This is a genomic window from Marinobacterium lacunae (assembly GCF_000705555.1).
GTDB lineage: Bacteria > Pseudomonadota > Gammaproteobacteria > Pseudomonadales > Balneatricaceae > Marinobacterium_D > Marinobacterium_D lacunae.
This window is the reverse complement of record NZ_JMQN01000029.1, coordinates 24,040-40,792: the sequence shown is the minus strand read 5'-3', so window position 1 is coordinate 40,792 and position 16,753 is coordinate 24,040. Positions and strand designations below refer to the sequence as shown.

Annotated in this window: 14 protein-coding genes; 7 read left to right on the top strand and 7 right to left on the bottom strand. The window is 54.7% G+C overall.

Features of this window, described 5'->3' with window-relative positions; translation table 11 throughout:
- Positions 1-3 precede the first annotated feature (3 nt).
- The 4 genes from ADIMK_RS21345 to ADIMK_RS10350 are packed head-to-tail and all read right to left on the bottom strand — an operon-like array spanning position 4 to position 7,456.
- Positions 4-3,390, bottom strand: coding sequence for a PAS domain S-box protein (locus ADIMK_RS21345; protein ID WP_051692845.1), 3,387 nt, complete (start codon positions 3,388-3,390; stop codon positions 4-6).
- Between the two features lie 33 nt (positions 3,391-3,423).
- Complete coding sequence (locus ADIMK_RS10360; protein ID WP_036187393.1) at positions 3,424-5,754, bottom strand: sensor histidine kinase; 2,331 nt, start codon at positions 5,752-5,754, stop codon at positions 3,424-3,426.
- A 9-nt stretch (positions 5,755-5,763) separates the two neighbouring features.
- Positions 5,764-6,849: an HDOD domain-containing protein gene (locus ADIMK_RS10355; RefSeq protein WP_036187390.1), complete on the bottom strand. Its 1,086-nt coding sequence runs from the start codon at positions 6,847-6,849 to the stop codon at positions 5,764-5,766.
- Between the two features lie 52 nt (positions 6,850-6,901).
- The gene (locus ADIMK_RS10350; RefSeq protein ID WP_036187388.1) at positions 6,902-7,456 is read right to left on the bottom strand and encodes a response regulator transcription factor; all 555 of its coding nucleotides are present in this window, start codon (positions 7,454-7,456) and stop codon (positions 6,902-6,904) included.
- Between the two features lie 302 nt (positions 7,457-7,758).
- Here ADIMK_RS10350 and fdhA point away from each other — a divergent pair, with 302 nt between their 5' ends.
- Positions 7,759-8,952 carry a formaldehyde dehydrogenase, glutathione-independent gene (fdhA, locus tag ADIMK_RS10345; protein WP_036187381.1) on the top strand — a complete coding sequence of 398 codons (1,194 nt, stop codon included), beginning with the start codon at positions 7,759-7,761 and terminating at the stop codon, positions 8,950-8,952.
- Positions 8,953-9,016: 64 nt separating this feature from the next.
- Here the strand turns inward: fdhA and ADIMK_RS10340 are convergent, their stop codons facing one another.
- The gene (locus ADIMK_RS10340; protein ID WP_051692844.1) at positions 9,017-9,346 is read right to left on the bottom strand and encodes an SDR family oxidoreductase; all 330 of its coding nucleotides are present in this window, start codon (positions 9,344-9,346) and stop codon (positions 9,017-9,019) included.
- A gap of 105 nt (positions 9,347-9,451) precedes the next feature.
- On the opposite strand from ADIMK_RS10340, the gene ADIMK_RS10335 reads away from it, so the two are divergent.
- From ADIMK_RS10335 to ADIMK_RS10320, 4 genes are all read left to right on the top strand, one after another.
- Positions 9,452-9,775, top strand: a complete 324-nt coding sequence (locus tag ADIMK_RS10335) for an NAD-dependent epimerase/dehydratase family protein (RefSeq protein ID WP_051692843.1) — start codon at positions 9,452-9,454, stop codon at positions 9,773-9,775.
- 336 nt (positions 9,776-10,111) lie between these two features.
- Entirely contained in the window at positions 10,112-10,729 is a 618-nt protein-coding gene (locus ADIMK_RS10330; RefSeq protein ID WP_036187379.1) for an NIPSNAP family protein, read from the top strand.
- 87 nt (positions 10,730-10,816) lie between these two features.
- On the top strand, positions 10,817-11,602 hold the full coding sequence (locus ADIMK_RS10325; RefSeq protein ID WP_036187376.1) for an SDR family NAD(P)-dependent oxidoreductase: 786 nt from the start codon (positions 10,817-10,819) through the stop codon (positions 11,600-11,602).
- Between the two features lie 120 nt (positions 11,603-11,722).
- Positions 11,723-12,658, top strand: coding sequence for an AEC family transporter (locus ADIMK_RS10320; RefSeq protein WP_036187373.1), 936 nt, complete (start codon positions 11,723-11,725; stop codon positions 12,656-12,658).
- Positions 12,659-12,708: 50 nt separating this feature from the next.
- Here ADIMK_RS10320 and ADIMK_RS10315 read toward each other — a convergent pair whose 3' ends face one another.
- Entirely contained in the window at positions 12,709-13,755 is a 1,047-nt protein-coding gene (locus ADIMK_RS10315; protein WP_036187370.1) for a Gfo/Idh/MocA family protein, read from the bottom strand.
- 64 nt (positions 13,756-13,819) lie between these two features.
- Positions 13,820-14,815, bottom strand: a complete 996-nt coding sequence (locus ADIMK_RS10310; RefSeq protein WP_036187368.1) for a Bug family tripartite tricarboxylate transporter substrate binding protein — start codon at positions 14,813-14,815, stop codon at positions 13,820-13,822.
- Between the two features lie 251 nt (positions 14,816-15,066).
- Here ADIMK_RS10310 and ADIMK_RS10305 point away from each other — a divergent pair, with 251 nt between their 5' ends.
- Both ADIMK_RS10305 and ADIMK_RS10300 read left to right on the top strand, forming a co-directional pair.
- The gene (locus ADIMK_RS10305) at positions 15,067-15,858 is read left to right on the top strand and encodes an IclR family transcriptional regulator (RefSeq protein WP_036187365.1); all 792 of its coding nucleotides are present in this window, start codon (positions 15,067-15,069) and stop codon (positions 15,856-15,858) included.
- A gap of 200 nt (positions 15,859-16,058) precedes the next feature.
- Positions 16,059-16,739: a MaoC family dehydratase gene (locus tag ADIMK_RS10300; protein ID WP_036187363.1), complete on the top strand. Its 681-nt coding sequence runs from the start codon at positions 16,059-16,061 to the stop codon at positions 16,737-16,739.
- Positions 16,740-16,753: the final 14 nt, after the last annotated feature.

Below are 16,753 nucleotides of genomic sequence, written 5' to 3'. Positions count from 1 at the left end.
CTCCTAGTCTGACCTGCCGGTCGCACCCGGCGACTCAGGACTCAAATAGTCGCTCAGCACCTTGATCAATTCATCAGCAGCCTGGCCCATGGCCAACCGCTGAGCTTTCAATTGATCCGGGTTCATCTGCGCCGCCTGCTTCTCAAGTTCCAAAGCCAATGCCGCAAGATGCGAGCCGCCCAGATTCGAGGTACTGCCTTTGAGGGAGTGCGCCGCCCGAGATACCGATTTGCGATCATCTGCCGTGATGCCTTCATCAATTTTGGCGAGCAGTTCAGGCACCTGTACGATAAACGCATCGATAATCTCGCCAATCTCCCCATCGAGCAGCTCACTGAGTTTATCGAGCGTATGTCGGCACAACGTCGGCGGCCCACCCGTCTCAACAGCGTTGGATGAAACCATCGCCTCATCTACAGATTCGCAGCGGGTGTACTCGGCCAGCAAGGCACGCAGAAGATCCAGTTCGAAAGGCTTGCCTAAATAGGCATCCATTCCGGCGTCAAAGCAGCGCTGGATATCATCGGCATTTACGAATGCGGTCATGGCAATCACCGGCAAATAGTCCTGGCCGGTCTCCCGCTCCAATGTCCTGAGTTTGCGTGTCGCCGTTCGCCCGTCCATCCGCGGCATCTGACAATCCATCAAGGCGATGTCAAAGTGCTCTCTGCAGATCCGCTCCAGCGCTTCCTCGCCGTTGACCACTGCCACCACCTCGCAGCCAAGGCGTTCCAAATTGGCAATCGCCACCTGACGATTTACCTCGTTATCCTCCGCCAGCAACACTCGCAACCCGGCCAGCGTATTCGTAGCAGCGCCAGCACCTGGCGCCCCTGGCGCGTCAGCATCATCGAGAACCGATTCAAGATGCACGGTAAACGAGAACGTACTGCCAACGTTCGGCTCGGACTCAACGGTGAGACTGCCGCCAAGGCTGGTCACGATCTCCCGACACAGCGCCAACCCCAACCCTGTTCCGCCGTATCGACGGGTGATGGATCCATCAGCCTGAGTAAATAGATCAAATATCCGCTCTTGCATGTCCGGGGCGATACCGACCCCTGTATCACACACGGACAGGCTCAGCTGGAACCCCCGGTCGTCCTGACCACTGACACGGGCAGTGAGCATCACCTGCCCGGCATCGGTAAACTTGAATGCGTTATCCAGCAGGTTGATCAGCACCTGGCGGATACGGGCCGGATCGCCGCAGGCGTGCTCAGGCACAGCATCATCAACCGCCAATGACAATTCAACCGCCTTGTTCTGGGCCTGTGCGGTAAACAGCTTGAGCGTCTCGTCCAGCATCTCCCTCAGCGCAAAGTTGATACACTCAGGGCTGAACTTGCCAGACTCATATTTAGCCAAATCCAGAATACTGTTAAGCAATGTCAGTAATGACCGACTCGACTTGCGCGCTACTGACAGAAAATCTCGTTGCTCTGCCGACAGTTCAGAACCCAATACCAGATCAATCATGCCTAGCACGCCGTTCATCGGTGTACGAATCTCATGGCTCATGTTCGCCAGAAACTCGGATTTAGCCTGAGCGCTGGCCAACGCTTCACAACGTGCCTTTTTCAGCGCCTCTTCATGCTGCTTACGCTCGGTAATGTCGGAGAACACCCCGACATAATGAGACACTTCGCCATCCTCATTGCGAACGGCACTGATCGACTGAAGGAAGACATGCACCTGGCCATCCTTGAGACGGTTCCACACCTCGCCCTGCCAGTATCCGTCGGTGGTGATTGATGTCCACATGCGCGTGTAGAACGCTTCATCATGAACGCCGGACTTCATGAATCGTATGTGGCGTCCGACACACTCATTGAGTGTATATCCGGTAATCGATGTAAACGCCTGATTGAGCGAAAGCACTCTCTCCTGGGCGTCTGTGACCACAACACCGACGATCGTGTTGTTGAACACCACCGACGCCAGCGTGCGCTGTGCCTCCTCCTGCTTGCGCCGCGTTATATCCCTGAAGATCGTAACCGAGCCTGCCGCCTCACCCTCAACGCTGAATGGCGCACTGGTGATCTGAACCGGCACCAGCGTCTGATCTGAAACACGCTGAAAATGCTCATCCTCGCTCTCGAATATCCGGCCCTGATCGGTCGCGCCGACAATTGGGCAAAGTTCACCCAGTACCGGCAGGCCCTGGCCATCGACATGAACATGAAACAGCTCATGTGCGCGCTGACCCAGAGCCTGTTGCGCCGTCACACCCAGCACCCTTTCCGCCGCCTCGTTCAGAAAGGTGATACGGCCCTCGCTGTTCTGAACGAACAGCCCCTCTCCCATGCGCTGGGTGATCGCCTGCAATTTCTTGCGTTCGCGCTCAATGGCCTGCCGGGATCGCTGACGGCGGTAAAATCCGGCAGTCAGGCTTAACATCAGCGCCCCGAATGACAGCTGTATCCACCTGCCATCACGATAGATGGTTTCAATCTCGGGCACGCGGGAATAAGCCACAATATAGGCATCCACCTCGCGGGCCACACTGATCACCGGCAGGAACAGCACCGCAAAACGCTTACCCTCCAGCTTTTTGGTGATTCCAAAGGCCCTGCCGGCCGTCATGCCGGCATCGATGGCCCCTCGATCCCGGTCCAGAAGCGTTTCAAGACGGGCATGGAAAGTCGCAGCGGCCACCGATGAACTCGGCATCGCATCGAACACATCGGTGACGAATTCATCGCTGAGCCGGAAAGGCTGATAACGGGAACGCTCGCTCTGCAACAACATGGCAAATGCACGATCGCTGTTGAGTACAAGTTCAAACCGCTCCCCCTGTACAAGGTCATTCAGCCGCTGCTCGACTGTCCTGAACGGTACGCTGCTCTCAAAGCTGCCCAGATGCTCCCCCTGGCGCACAAGCGGGAAGACGAAACGGAAGCCGTGCACCAGACGCCCGATTTCGAAGCCTTCAACGGCTTTCATGTTGGTATTGACCAGCCTGACCGATTCCCGAATCTCGAACAGCGAATCGTCATACTTCAGAGGCTCATTGAAGCGCAGCAAACTCAGCCCCTGTGGCCCATGAAACTGAACAAGCGGAAAGCCCCGCGCCTTTGACCGCTGATAGATGGGATAGAGGTCGGTATAAAGCTGTTCGCGCGCCCGGTTCCGCTCATCACCCACGGCGTCATTCACCGCCGCCACCCGCGAGAGCACCTCCGGCGTGTTGATCTTTTCCTCGAACAGCGTTGTCGCCACCTGTCGAAGACCCCGCAGCACTGACTGATAGGCTACCGAGGTTTGATCAAGCTTGGCGGTAATCTGGTTGCGCACCTCATATTCGATAAAGCGGTTTATCACCAGCACACCCACAATGCCCACGCAAATAAAGGCCGTCAGCACTGCGGCAAGGACGCGCTTATTCAATTTACAGCCCTCTGGCGGCGATAAGCGACATCATCACGATTGCACTCTGGGCAGCACAACCGTAAAGCAGCTGCCCTGCCCAAGCGTGCTGTCGACCTCGATCCGGCCTCCATGAGCCTTGACGATGCCGTAGGCAACCGCCAAGCCAAGACCAGTGCCCTGGCCCACATCCTTGGTGGTGAAGAATGGCTCGAAGATACGCCCGAGGTTCTCCTTAGGCATGCCACACCCGGTATCGGCCACACTGAAGAAGATCTGATCATTGGTAAAACCGGACCTGATCCGGATCTCGCCCATCTGCTCCATCGACTGTGCCGCATTGACCACCAGGGCCATGATCACCTGATTGAGCTGCGCCGGCACCGCTTCTATTGTGGGCAACTGATCGTCCAGTTCTTTGCGTATCACAGCCTTATACTTGTACTCGTGGTAGCAGATCACCAGTGTTGTTTCGATGCAGTGGTTGATATCGCACGGCTGCCATGAGGTATCGCCGGCGTGCGAAAACTCCAGAAGGCTCTCGGTGATATGACGGATACGGCTGACGCCCTCGGTGCAATCGGCCAGCAGATCCGGCATGTCGTCGACAATCTCGGCGTAACGCAGGCGATGCTCGGCGGCCTTTAATTGATCGACCTTCTCGGCAGGCACCAACTGGCTTACCTGCTCATGCAACTGCATAAGCGTCGGTGCATAGTCGTTCAGTATCGATATATTGGTGATGACGAATGTGAGCGGGTTATTGATTTCATGGGCTACACCGGTTGCCAGCACACCGACCGACGCCATCTTTTCAGACTGAACCAGCTGCGCCTGGGTAGATTTGAGCTCCGATATCAGTCGCGCCTGCTCCTCCCGCTCCTGCGAGAGAGTGAAGTTGGCCTGTTGCAGCTCGCTGGTTCTTGCTTCCACGCGCTGCTCAAGCTCGTGGTTCATTTTCTCAAGGCGCTTGTTGGCATCAGCCAGCTGCGCACGGCTGTGGCCCAACGCATCGCCCATTTCGCTTAAACCCGTCGATACGATATTCAACTCGGTAATGTCCGTTTCTACCTTGTGTGGGCGATACTCGCCCTCACCAATCGACTGGATCATCTGTTTGAGACCGATCATCGGCTCTGAGAGGCGGCGACTGACACGCACCGATTTGCGATACAAATAGAGAATGAACAGGAGATAGAACAGCACCAGCCCTACAATCATGGCGATAGCGATCTGATCGACGCGCTCCTTGAGTCGGTGGGCGTCGGCATAGATGTGCTCCTGATCAACCACCACCAGCAAGTGCCAACCGGCACCGGGAATCTGCGCCCAGGCCGCCAGCTTTTCGCGTCCGTTCAACTCAAGCTCAGCGATACCTGACGTCGCCGCACCTATTTTTTCCGCAAGCGGCTGGCTGTCGGGGCGTTTGAACAGGTTAAACTCCTCCGGCTTGAAGGTGTCCTGCTCTATGGCAGTCGCGTAGTCATGCTCTGTCAGTTCATGCAGCTGCCAGTCATCCTCGGCCACGCGAGGCATCGCCAAAATGGTTCCGGTACTGTCCACCAGCAACGCATAGCCCTGCCACGGCAGGGACAGCGACAGCACATGCCCAATGATTTCCGATACCCGGATATCAAGCCCTACAACCCCCTCTAGAAAATCACTGTTACGGCGATAGACCGGCGCAATCGCCGAGGCCATCCAACCCTGACCTGCCGGATCGATGTAGACGTCTGTCCACACCACACCACGATCCGGATCATGCTCGGCATCTGCTTCGTAATAGAAGTTGTACTTGGTTACATCAAGATCGGCCGGGTATTGATCCACCACATCGAAATCGGGGTAGATACGGTTCATCGAGTCCCAGGTGTTCAGATAGGCCTGGGTCACCAGTGCACTGCTCTCGACCAGCTGGGCCATGACCGGATCGATCTGGGACAGATGCCAGGCTTTTTCGCGCTGCTGCTCGCCCACCTCTGTAATCGAAGAGTAGAACATGGCCGCCTCCCCGCTGCCCGGACGGGTGTACCAGACACCGCCGTCGCTCAGGGTATACCTGCCTTTCTCCTCGTCGGAGGCTTCATAAGGGGTATCGTAGGCACGACTGGTCAGTTGCGCGAAAAGATGGGTCATTTCGGCTACACCCGCCAGCTGGTTGGCGATCACCTCAGACTCAAGACGTGCGGTTTCATGCAGCGAGGCCTGAGCGCTGTTTTGCATGGTCGCGATGTTTTCATCACGTATCAGGTAATTGGTTGCCAGATACGCCGCGATCAGTGCGACCTCAATCAGAATGATTGGTATCAGTGCATTGCGGATATAGGTACCCCACAACACGCTGAAGACACTCTGACGCCTGCCCGATTGCTCTTGATTGGACATAGTCACCCTTTATTGTTCGGCGCAGCCTTGCTCGGACGGCTGATCTGGCTCTTCATACCGGCCCTGCAGCATGCGCAATGCCAGATTCAGCACCTCGGTAACCGGCTCGCTATCGTCCGCTAGAGGATCATCCAGCTGGTGTCGCACCGCATCGATAATCTCGGCTTCGAACCCCCACAGTTCAAGCAGGTATGCCCCGATCAGTTCATACTCTCTGAGCAGCTCCTCTTTTCCGAGGGAACGCGGAGCCTCCTCCAACAGATGGCGCGCATTGACCAGCTGGCCGATATTGTGAAGCAACGCACTGACGACACATTGGCTTCTCAGGTTTTTGGTCAAACCTTGGCTATCGCAGACCAGCCCAACCTGCGTTGCCAGCTTCAGTGCCTCATGCAGCAACATGTCCGCGATTCTCTGCACACTCGGCTGATCGCCCCGATACAGTTCGAGCACCAGCACCAAACTCTGTATGGTCTGAAGACCAAGACGCATCACCGCCACTTCGATATCGTTGGTGCGTGAACCGAAGCCGAAAAAGGGCGAATTCACCAGCTGCAACACCCGACTGACCAGGATCTGATCATGTGTGATCAGGTTCGCTACCTCCTTGATATCGGGTTCATCCTTCTCCAACGCGGCTGTCAGCGCATGGTAGATATCGGGCAGTACCGGCAGCGCACGCAACTGACCAAGCTGGACGCGGGTATCCTGCTCCAGTGGCAACTGGTTCAGGATGCGTGCCCGGGTCATGAGGTTTTCAAGCACTTCCCTATCAAAGGGTTTGCGAATGACAAAGTGCGCCTGCCAAGCGCTGGCAAGCAGCGTTTCCCGACGCCGATCCCCGGTGAGGATGGCCCGAATCGCAGTAGGCGCACTCTCGATCAGTGCCTCCTGAAGCCTTTCCGGTTCAATATCGGGCAGATTTCGCTCGGTCAGGATGATCCAGGGCTTGAGCTCCGATATCCGCACCAGTGCTTCAACTGCTGACGTAAACAGGTAGACCTCCCAGTCGCGATGATTCTGTCGCAACAGGCGCTTAAGAGCATTGAGTACTGCCGGTTCATCATCAATACAGACAATACTAGGAGATTCCATTCGCGCTTACTCCCTGACTTCGTTAAAGGGGTTCCGCCATGTGCATATCGCGCTACATCAGGCTTTCTACGGTAGATATGAGCTGTTCCATGTCGAACGGTTTAGACAGTACTGCATCAGCCCCCTCCTCAAGCGCACGCTGAAGAGACAGGTGGTCTAATGCCGATATAACCAGCACCTTGGTGTGGGCGATGTCAGTGGTATTACGGATGAACCTGAGCACGTCATAGCCATTAAGGCCAGACATCCTGAGATCCAGCGTAACCAGCGATGGCCGATGCTTCATCAACATACCGCCGCCCTGAAAACCGTCAGAGGCGATCTCGGTTCGAAAACCCGCTGTGCGCAAAACCTTTGCGATGGATCGCGCAACCGCCGCCTCGTCGTCGACGACCAGAACGCTGCGCTCGGGCTTCACGTCGAGTTCCTCCGGTACAGCCATCCCCTCCCTATCCAGAAAGTTTAGGAGGTCTTCGGCCAGAACGCGGTTGTTCCCCCGTCCGGGTAACTTGATCGGCGTCAGCCAACCGGCCTGAATCCATTCAGACACGACCGCTTCATCGACATTACACATCTGCGCAATCTCATCCGCTGCAAACGCCTTCATTTATTACCTCGATACACCATGACTACAGCACCTGCTTGAGGCCATTCCCAACAAAAACACTAATGTCTCATTTTAGAGACATCTAGTTGATAGGCAACATTTAATCACGAAGCGACAATTGCGACAATAGAGACTAAGTCGAATAGCTACGACAGCCCCTCACTCAACACTGACGCCTCAATTCGACATTTAAATGTCTTAATTGGGAATGTCGGCAAGAGAGCTGACGCGTAGGGTGGAGTTCAGCCTTCTTAATACAGGCTCAGTGCTAGTGCATAAAAACAAAAAGCTGGAGAACATCCATGAGTCAAGCAAGCAACCGCGGTGTCGTCTATAAAGAACCCGGCAAGGTAGCGGTCGAGTCAATTCCCTACCCCGAACTCGCAATTGGCAACCGCAAGTGCGATCACGGTGTTATTCTCAAAGTTGTAACCACCAACATCTGCGGCTCCGATCAGCACATGGTCCGCGGACGTACAACTGCCCCTTCCGGCCTTGTTCTGGGTCACGAAATCACAGGTCTGGTTATTGAAACCGGTCGTGACGTCGAGTTTGTTAAAGTGGGCGACCTGGTCTCTGTACCGTTCAATATCGCCTGCGGGCGCTGCCGCAACTGTAAAGAGGGCAAGACCGGTATCTGCCTAAACGTAAACCCGGCTCGCCCTGGCGCAGCATACGGTTACGTGGATATGGGCGGCTGGGTTGGCGGTCAGACTGAATACGTCATGGTCCCCTACGCCGATTTCAACCTGCTGAAATTCCCTGATGCTGATCAGGCGATGGAGAAGATCCAGGATCTGACCCTACTCTCCGACATTTTCCCCACCGGCTTCCACGGTTGCGTCACTGCCGGTGTCGGCCCTGGCTCCACTGTCTACATCGCCGGTGCAGGCCCTGTCGGTCTGGCGGCTGCCGCATCAGCACACCTGCTGGGTGCCGCCTGTGTCATCGTCGGTGATATGAACGAAGATCGCCTGAAGCAGGCTCGTAGTTTCGGTTGCGAGACCATTGACCTGACCCAGGAAGGCGATATGGCCGACAGGCTGGAAGCGATCCTGGGCGAACGCGAAGTAGACGCATTCGTCGACTGCGTCGGCTTTGAAGCTCACGCCTGCGGCTGCAACCACGGTAAGGAAGCACCGGCTACCGTACTCAACTCTGCCATGCAGATGACCCGCGCCGGCGGCCAGATCGGTATCCCTGGCCTGTACGTGACCGAAGATCCGGGTGCCGTCGACGATGCGGCCAAGCAGGGTGCACTGAGCATGCGCTTCGGCCTTGGCTGGGCCAAGTCGCACTCCTTCCATACCGGCCAGTGCCCGGTCATGAAGTACCATCGTCCGCTGATGCAGGCGATCCTGTTCGACAAGATCAAGATCGCCGATGCCGTCAACGTGAAGATGATCTCTCTGGACGAAGCGCCTAAGGGTTACGCCGACTTCGACGGTGGCGCCGCGATGAAGTTCGTTATCGATCCCCACGGATCGGCTGCCTGACCTTAGACCTTAGCTCCACAGTGCCACCATCCGGTGGCACTGCATAAAGTGGATCTTTAGAGATTCAATAGGTCGCTCGGCCACGCGAGACATCGAAAACAGCCCCAGTCGTGAAGCTGCACTCGGCAGAAGCCAGCCACAGCGCCAGAGCAGCAACCTCTTCCGGTTTTCCGGCACGCCCCATCGGCACCTTGCTCAGTACCTGTTGACGCAGCTCCTCGGTCATCTGCTCATTCATCGCCGTGGTTATAATCGCAGACGTAACACAATTGACCCTAATACCGGTTTTAGCCAGCTCTTTACCCAACGACTTTGTCAGCGCTATGACAGCGGCCTTGCTTGCCGAATAGGCGCTCTGCAACGGATTACCCTCCTTGCCAGCAATTCTTAGCATCCGAACCTCCCTGTCTTGTTGTTTAAAAGACTTTCAATTTGAAAATACTATCAACAAATAAATACTGGGCAACCGGGCTCGGTCCCGCTGTAGAGGAGATTGCGAATGAAAAGGGTCATGCTGACAGGCGGTACCGGTTTTCTCGGTAGCTGGGTCTGTGCTGAACTGATCGAGAGAGGATGGGCTGTTCGCATCCTGGATATACAGCCAAAGGCCGCCAATCTGGACCGGGTTCAACGGGGTCTCTCAGGCAGGGTCGAGATGATTACCGGCGATATTCGTGATCCACAGGCTGTACTTTCAGCCGCTACCGATTGCGATGCCATTGTGCACTTGGCGGGGCTAATGACCGTAGATTGCGCCGCCGATCCGGTGCGGGGTCTTGAGGTCAACTTACTGGGTAGTCTCAATCTGATCGATGCAGCGTGACCGCTTTCCAGCTGAAGCTGTCGGCAACCTCACTGGACTGACAGCGTAGAGGTGCCAAATCCAATACCGGTAGATAAAGCGAGTGTCGCACGCTCCCGGCAAGACGTTTCATGATCGATGTGAGCATTTTTATTGTTGTCCATAGTTCGATATGAAATCCCAGCGGTTACGGAGCTGGCGTTCAAACACCAGAGAGCCCAGTTGATACCGCTGAGGTCAACACAGATATAACGAACACTTCATTTATAGAAACTGTTTCAACTTTATGATATCGTACTAAAAAAACCGCCCGATATGATATGACGTCGATAAGGTTGAGGGAGGAAGCGAAGCGGTATGGAGCGCTATGAAATAGCGACACTCACCATTCGAATGGGGAGCCAAGAAGCAGCGTCTTTGGCTGCAAAAGCGTATTCCGACTCAATCGACGCCCGGGGAACACTTCTCGGCTGCTGGCTGTCCGATATAGGCAGGTTGAATCAGCTGATCATACTGCGTGGTTTCGACCGGACAGAGGATCTGGTTAAAGAGCGTGCGCGCACACTGAAGAGCCCCGATCCATTCGGCTGCCTAGACTACATGACCGATATGAATCTGGAGAGCTACGCCCCCTTCCCTTTTCTTAAACCAATCGTTCCAGCGGCGGATGGACCTTACTATGAAATTCGCCGTTACAAGCTCAAGCAGGGAACATTGATGCCTACTATCTCCGCTTGGGAGAAAGCTGTACCAATGCGCACCCAATACTCGCCACTGACGATCGCCCTCTATGCGATTGATGGACCTTCAAGGACACTGCAGATCTGGCCTTATCGTTCATTGGAACAGCGTACACAAGCGCGATATGAATCTGTTAGAGATGGCGCCTGGCCTGGTATCGGTTGTCCCGACTGGGTAGAGCTAGAAATGTCTTCTACCATCGTGCTGCCCACTTCGATATCACCACTGCAATAACATTATTCGCCATTGCGGTTAGAGGGCTGCATCCCACATTACCTATCTAAATATGGCGTTCATCAAAAAGTTGGACAGGAAAAAAGAATGAAAGCACTGATCACCGGTGTCAGCGAAGGTATTGGCGGCGCTATCTGCCGCAAGCTGGCTAACGACTTCGGCAACCGAAATGAGCCAATCGCTCTGGCGCTGCATACCTCTGGCCGCAAACCACACCCTGAGAAACTGGCAAGCGACCTTGAATCGATGGGCGCTAGCTGCCACTGGATCAGTGGCGATCTGGCCGATCCTGCGTTTCCAGGCATGCTGGTCGATCAAGCGGTAAAAGCACTCGGCGGACTTGACCTTCTGGTCTCCAATGCAGGCATGATGTCTCCTGGGCCATTAGCTGACCTCGAAACTGAAAAATGGGATCTGACCTTCAACGTCAATGTACGCGCACCCTGGCTGCTGGCCAAAGCTGCAATACCGGCCTTGAAGGAGAGCCGGGGAGCGATCGTAACCATATCCTCCATGTCCGGTCTCAACCCCCATGCCAACAGCGGCGCCTACTCGGCAAGCAAGGCTGCAGTGCAGATGCTTTGCGCTCAGCTGGCACAGGAGCATGCAATTCACGGTATTCGTGTTAACTGTATTGCGCCGGGTATGATTCGCACCCCACTAACGGAAAAGCTCTATCAGCATGAGGAGACCGCAGCTAAACGCAACGCCATGGTCCCGATGGGACGTGTCGGCACACCGGATGATATTGCCGGAATAGTGGCCTTTCTCGGCGGGCCGGATGCACGTTATATAACCGGCCAAACACTGCTGGCGGATGGAGGTTACAGCGATAGCGTGTTGGGCCTGATACCCGGTTTACCGAAACCCTGAGCAAAGGGTGGCATCAACAGCTGGTATTACCGAGACTGACCAATCTGTAATATGTATTACTTCAGGGCTGTCAGGCAAACTGGCGGCCCTTATCCGTTTATCTTCCTTTGGAGTTTAGCCATGGCAGGCGTACTGGGTATTACAGCGCCCATATTTCTCGTCATCTTGATCGGTTACGGAGCGGTAAAGAGCCGTATCATTTCGCCAAGCGCCGTTCCTGAAATCGGCCGGGTAGTACTCTACTTCACGCTCCCCGCGCTGATTTTCAGCAATTTGGCGACCATGCGGCTCGATGAGGTGATCGATGGCGCCTACATCAGCGCCTATGCGCTGGGTTCTCTCGCCACACTGCTGATCGCCATGCTGTTTTTCAAGATGATCCGCGGCAATCCGCTTGCCGAAAGCGGCGTAAAAGCGCTGGGCACTGCGGTACCAAACAGCGTTTTTATCGGTTACCCGGTACTTGAGCAGGTATTCAGCGAAGTCGCTACCCAAGCGTTTATGATGTCGGTGATAGTGGAAAATATCCTGTTAATTCCACTCGCACTCATAACCATCGAATATGCCAAAAGCCAGGAAAATTCTCACGCCGCTGGCCAGGCGTGGAAGCCTGTACTCCAGCGTCTGATCCGCAACCCGATCTTGATGGCGATATTCGCCGGCCTGTCGGTTTCGGCGCTGTCACTGCCGGTGCCGGACGTAGCCTTGTTCAGTCTGGATATTCTTGGCAAAGCCTCTGCCGCTTTGGCGCTTTTTGTTATCGGTGGATCACTCGTCGGGAACGAGGTTCGCGGAAACTTGACCGATATTGGCCTGGTCATGTCGGGCAAGCTAACCCTTCACCCACTGATTCTGGCGCTAGTTGCCTGGATGTTGCCGACATCAGATCCTGCGCTGACGACTTGCGCCATACTGATGGCAGCAATGCCGATGATGAGCATTTTCCCCATTATCGGCAGCAACTATGGCTTTGGGCAGTTATGTGCGAGCATTCTCGTCGCCACCACTACATTGTCATTCTTCACCATCAGCTTGGCGATGTATCTGCTGCTGTAATGCATTAAAAGGCTGCTTTAAGCAGCCTTTTTCGGTAGATCGACACTCGATTACGCAATCAGCTCAGCAATATTGACCGAACTCTGTCTACTGGCAGCCTCACTAACCGCCAAGGTAGCTGCCAGAGTCTGCAACCCTTCACGTACGCTCACCAAAGGTGATGCAGAGCCATCGATACAGCACAGAAAGTGCTGCAACTGGTTGACGTAACAGTTAGAAAGCTCCATTTGCAGTTGATGCTGTACCAGGGGATGACGCCAGTCCTCTCCAGGTTGCTGCCGCCACAACGCCAGAGACGGCACAGCCAGAGTGCCTTCGGTCCCGCCGATGTAATAGCAGTCACCGCGGTGTTTACCCAGATAAAGTGCCTGTCCTGAGACCACATCCCAGCAATAGGGAGAGGGTACTGCATCACTGATCACCAACGTACCCAATGCTCCGTTGGCAAATTTCAGGGTAACCGCCGCAGTGTCTTCAACCTCAAGCTCTCGCGCTCGGTTAGATGTGACGGCCTGCACCTGTACGATCTCGCCACAGAGATAACGGAAGCAATCGATATCGTGAATCAGATTGATCAGTACGGGCCCACCTCCGGCTTTACGCCGCCACTGCGCCTCAAAATAGGCATCATGCTTTTTCACGAAACAGAAGCCATTGGCCGCTACCAGACTGCCAAGCTTACCTGCGACGATCGCGCGCTTCGCAGCCTGGATATCGGGGCTGTGTCGACGGTGATGGCCAACCAAAACCGGGATATCGCTTTGCTCTACGATATCGACAAGGCAGCACGCCGCCTCCAGGGTATCGGCCACAGGCTTCTCCAGAAGCACCGGGATACCGCGAGAGATGCACTCCTGCGCAGCCACTACATGTAGTTGGTTGGGCAGCGCAATGATTACTGCATCGGGTTTCTCCCGATCCAGCATCTCAACGCGATCCCGATAAAAGGGTACGCTCTGCTCTTTGGCATAAGCTTTGCCAGCCTCGCTGATATCCACCAACGCCGCCAATGTGGTTTGCGGATGTTGATTAAGCAGTTTCACATGCTGCTGGCCGATAACGCCCGCCCCCATTACAGCAATACGGTAACTATTCATGGACTCTCTCTGATATTTTGGCGCTGTGCGGCGATAGATCCACCGCACAGCAAACAGGACAGGATTACTCGGGACGCGCTATGCCGAGAGTATCAGGTGATGTTTTCGAGAAACCGGTGTCGTGTACCAACCATGATGCAACTGATTGGAAGTTGCTCAAAAAGGCCTTCGCATCCTGGCCATTGATACCCATCACTTCGTAACCGAGGTTATCCATCAGCGAGTGAAACTTATCGCTACCGGCAGCTATCAAGTACGCGTTTGACAGCTTATCGAGCGCCTCATCCGGTGTGCCTTTCTTTACGAAGATGCCGAAAAATGAACCGTAGGGAAGCATCGAAGCAAGCTGAGGATAGGTATCGGTTACCGGTGCGACTCCTGGTAGCAGAGGGTTCGGCTTTTTATCGATCAACCCGATCACTTTCATTTTGCCCGATTTGAGAAAATCAGACGCAGCTCCCAACGAGGTGGGCATAACGTCGATTGCGCCACTCTGCAAAGCGGTAAGTCCAGGCCCTTCTCCGTCGTATGGAACTTCGGTCACATCGAAAGATTCAGCCGTTCGCAGAATAGCCAGCAGCATAAACGGCAGACTGCTGGGGCCATTTGTTCCAACCCTTACCTTACCGGGATTGGCTTTCGCGTAAGCGATAAACTCCTCGACAGTGTTATAGGGCTCGTCTTTGTCTGCGACGATAATCGACAATCCGCGTGCCAGCAGAACCACTGGCTCCATATCACCATAATCGACATCAGCCAGACCCAGAACCTTGTACATCTGAGGATTTTCGGCCCCCATCAAAAGGGTATAGCCATCCCCTTTAGCAGCATTGACATACTTGGTGGCGATCGCCCCCACACCGCCGCTTTTGTTGGTCATGATGATATCTTCACCCAGCTCTTGTTCGGCCAGGGGCGTCACCGAACGCATCACGGTATCAGTAGAGCCCCCAGCCCCCCACTGAATTACCCCCTGAATATCCTTTTCCGGAAAGTCTGCCCTTGCTAACCCGGATACCAGCAGGCTTGTCGCGACTATCGCGGTAAGAGTTTGCTTCATTATTGAGCTCCCACTTTTTATTGTTTTAATGGTCGGTTTGATCGCTGCCCAGCCACCTCTGGATTCTGGTCGAACACTCGCCAGAGGTTGCCATCGCCTGATCGATGCTCTCATTTTTGTGAAACGATTTCAATTTTTGTGAAAGTATTTCAATTTTTAAAAATGTTATAATTTTACGCAATTGATATCATTGACGGATCTCTCGTAGACTCCGATTCGAGTGCCTACGATTGGTGTGAATGGAGAACAAGATGAGCAGTGCGTTACAAAAGGCTTTGTCGGTATTGGAGTTCCTGGTGGAAAACCCCAAGGGCACAACCGTTAGCGACATGGCGAAATCACTGGGCATGCCGGTGAGCGGCGTCCACCGTCTGCTCAAGGAGTTGGAAAGTATCGGCTACGTGCGTCAGGTCAAAGATATGGGCGAATATAAGCTCACCATCAAACTCGCTTCGCTCGGACTCTCATATTTGGGGCAAACGGGTATCAGCAGCGTGAGTCAACCCGTGCTGGATACGCTGGCTGCCAAGTGCAAGGAGCTGGTTCGTATGGCCGTCAATGACAACGGCCAACTCGTCTGGATGGCCGTAGCTCAAGGTTCAACGTCGTCTCTTAAATACGACCCCAGTGCTGAGCAGGGTCGCACCGTGCATCTGGCGTCCACAGCCAACGGTCAGGCCTGGCTTGCATCGATGAGTGACGACGAGGCAATTGAAGCCGTGATTAAGCAAGGCCTGCTCAAAACCGGTGAAGTTGCCAAGAACGCCCCCTCCTCCATCGCCCAGCTACTCGAAACTCTCCAGGCAACACGGGAGCGCGGTTACAGCGTGACTATCGACACCTACCTCGATGGAATGGCTGCTATGGCGTGCGTCGTTCGCAGTCCCGATAGTGACCAACCGATCGGTACCATAAGTATTGCCGGCCCCTCGATCCGTTTCACTGAACAGGTAATGGCTACGCATTTCCACGCGCTGAGCGATGCGGCACAGGAGTTGGGCGAGGCCAGCAGAGCAGGGTTGTTCTTTTATCATCCCCATTGATCTCAGGCAGTCACGCGACAAACGCCGGTGACCAACGATCAGCACCGTTGACGTCACACCAGCCCTTTCTCTACTCCTTTCGATCAAAAGGTAGGGAATTTATTGCGCCAATCGTAATCGAACCGCTGTTTGGCATGACTTCATGGGATATAGTCCAGTTCGTCATGCTTCGCTTCTAGAGCGCCGGCCGAGATCTGAGAATGGATGTATTCGAGTACATTAAAGAGAAAGAGAGGTCGCTTCGAACCCGTATCAATGGAATCGATCTTAAAGGTGCGTCCGACAGCCATTTACGGCAGTTGACCTACTTTATCAGTCACTCGCTCAACAACACCCTGAACAACTCCTGGGTTTCCAAGATAAAACTGCTCTCCGAACATGAGGAGATACAAGACCTGCCGGGTGTGAAGAACCCGAAGGTGATCGCCTTCTATCGTGACTGGCATAGCCGAATCGGCAAAGAGGTGTTTATTGGCGACTGGATGACGGTCGATCAGGCCCGTATCGACAGTTTCGCGTCGGTGACCGGTGATCAGCAGTGGATCCACACGGATCCGGAACGTGCCAGAAGCGAGTCCCCCTTTGGCGATACCATCGCTCACGGCTTTCTCATCCTGTCGCTATTGCCGCATCTGACCGATACGGTAAATCCGGAAAAGCCCCCCTACCCGGAGGCGCGTATGGTGGTGAACTGCGGGTTGGACCAGGTACGCTTTCCGCACCCGGTGAAAAGCGGCAGCCGTATTCGCGCTCGCACCACTTTAAAGTCGCTGAGCGCCGCCAAACGCAGCGTGGAGATGGTCAATCGGATCGAAGTAGAGGCGGAGGGCTCAAGCCGCTTCGTCTGCGTCGCCGACAGTCTGTTGCGGCTCTATTTCTAAATCCGAGGCTATGC

Excerpts from the sequence above, each read along its gene's own strand:
- ADIMK_RS10300 (WP_036187363.1), top strand. The coding sequence starts at position 16,059 with ATGGATGTATTCGAGTACATTAAAGAGAAAGAGAGGTCGCTTCGAACC.
- ADIMK_RS10310 (WP_036187368.1), bottom strand. The coding sequence starts at position 14,815 with ATGAAGCAAACTCTTACCGCGATAGTCGCGACAAGCCTGCTGGTATCC.
- fdhA (WP_036187381.1), top strand. The coding sequence starts at position 7,759 with ATGAGTCAAGCAAGCAACCGCGGTGTCGTCTATAAAGAACCCGGCAAG.
- ADIMK_RS10340 (WP_051692844.1), bottom strand. The coding sequence starts at position 9,346 with ATGCTAAGAATTGCTGGCAAGGAGGGTAATCCGTTGCAGAGCGCCTAT.
- ADIMK_RS10335 (WP_051692843.1), top strand. The coding sequence starts at position 9,452 with ATGAAAAGGGTCATGCTGACAGGCGGTACCGGTTTTCTCGGTAGCTGG.
- ADIMK_RS10330 (WP_036187379.1), top strand. The coding sequence starts at position 10,112 with ATGGAGCGCTATGAAATAGCGACACTCACCATTCGAATGGGGAGCCAA.
- ADIMK_RS10360 (WP_036187393.1), bottom strand. The coding sequence starts at position 5,754 with ATGTCCAATCAAGAGCAATCGGGCAGGCGTCAGAGTGTCTTCAGCGTG.
- ADIMK_RS10355 (WP_036187390.1), bottom strand. The coding sequence starts at position 6,849 with ATGGAATCTCCTAGTATTGTCTGTATTGATGATGAACCGGCAGTACTC.
- ADIMK_RS10315 (WP_036187370.1), bottom strand. The coding sequence starts at position 13,755 with ATGAATAGTTACCGTATTGCTGTAATGGGGGCGGGCGTTATCGGCCAG.
- ADIMK_RS10305 (WP_036187365.1), top strand. The coding sequence starts at position 15,067 with ATGAGCAGTGCGTTACAAAAGGCTTTGTCGGTATTGGAGTTCCTGGTG.
- ADIMK_RS10325 (WP_036187376.1), top strand. The coding sequence starts at position 10,817 with ATGAAAGCACTGATCACCGGTGTCAGCGAAGGTATTGGCGGCGCTATC.
- ADIMK_RS10350 (WP_036187388.1), bottom strand. The coding sequence starts at position 7,456 with ATGAAGGCGTTTGCAGCGGATGAGATTGCGCAGATGTGTAATGTCGAT.
- ADIMK_RS10320 (WP_036187373.1), top strand. The coding sequence starts at position 11,723 with ATGGCAGGCGTACTGGGTATTACAGCGCCCATATTTCTCGTCATCTTG.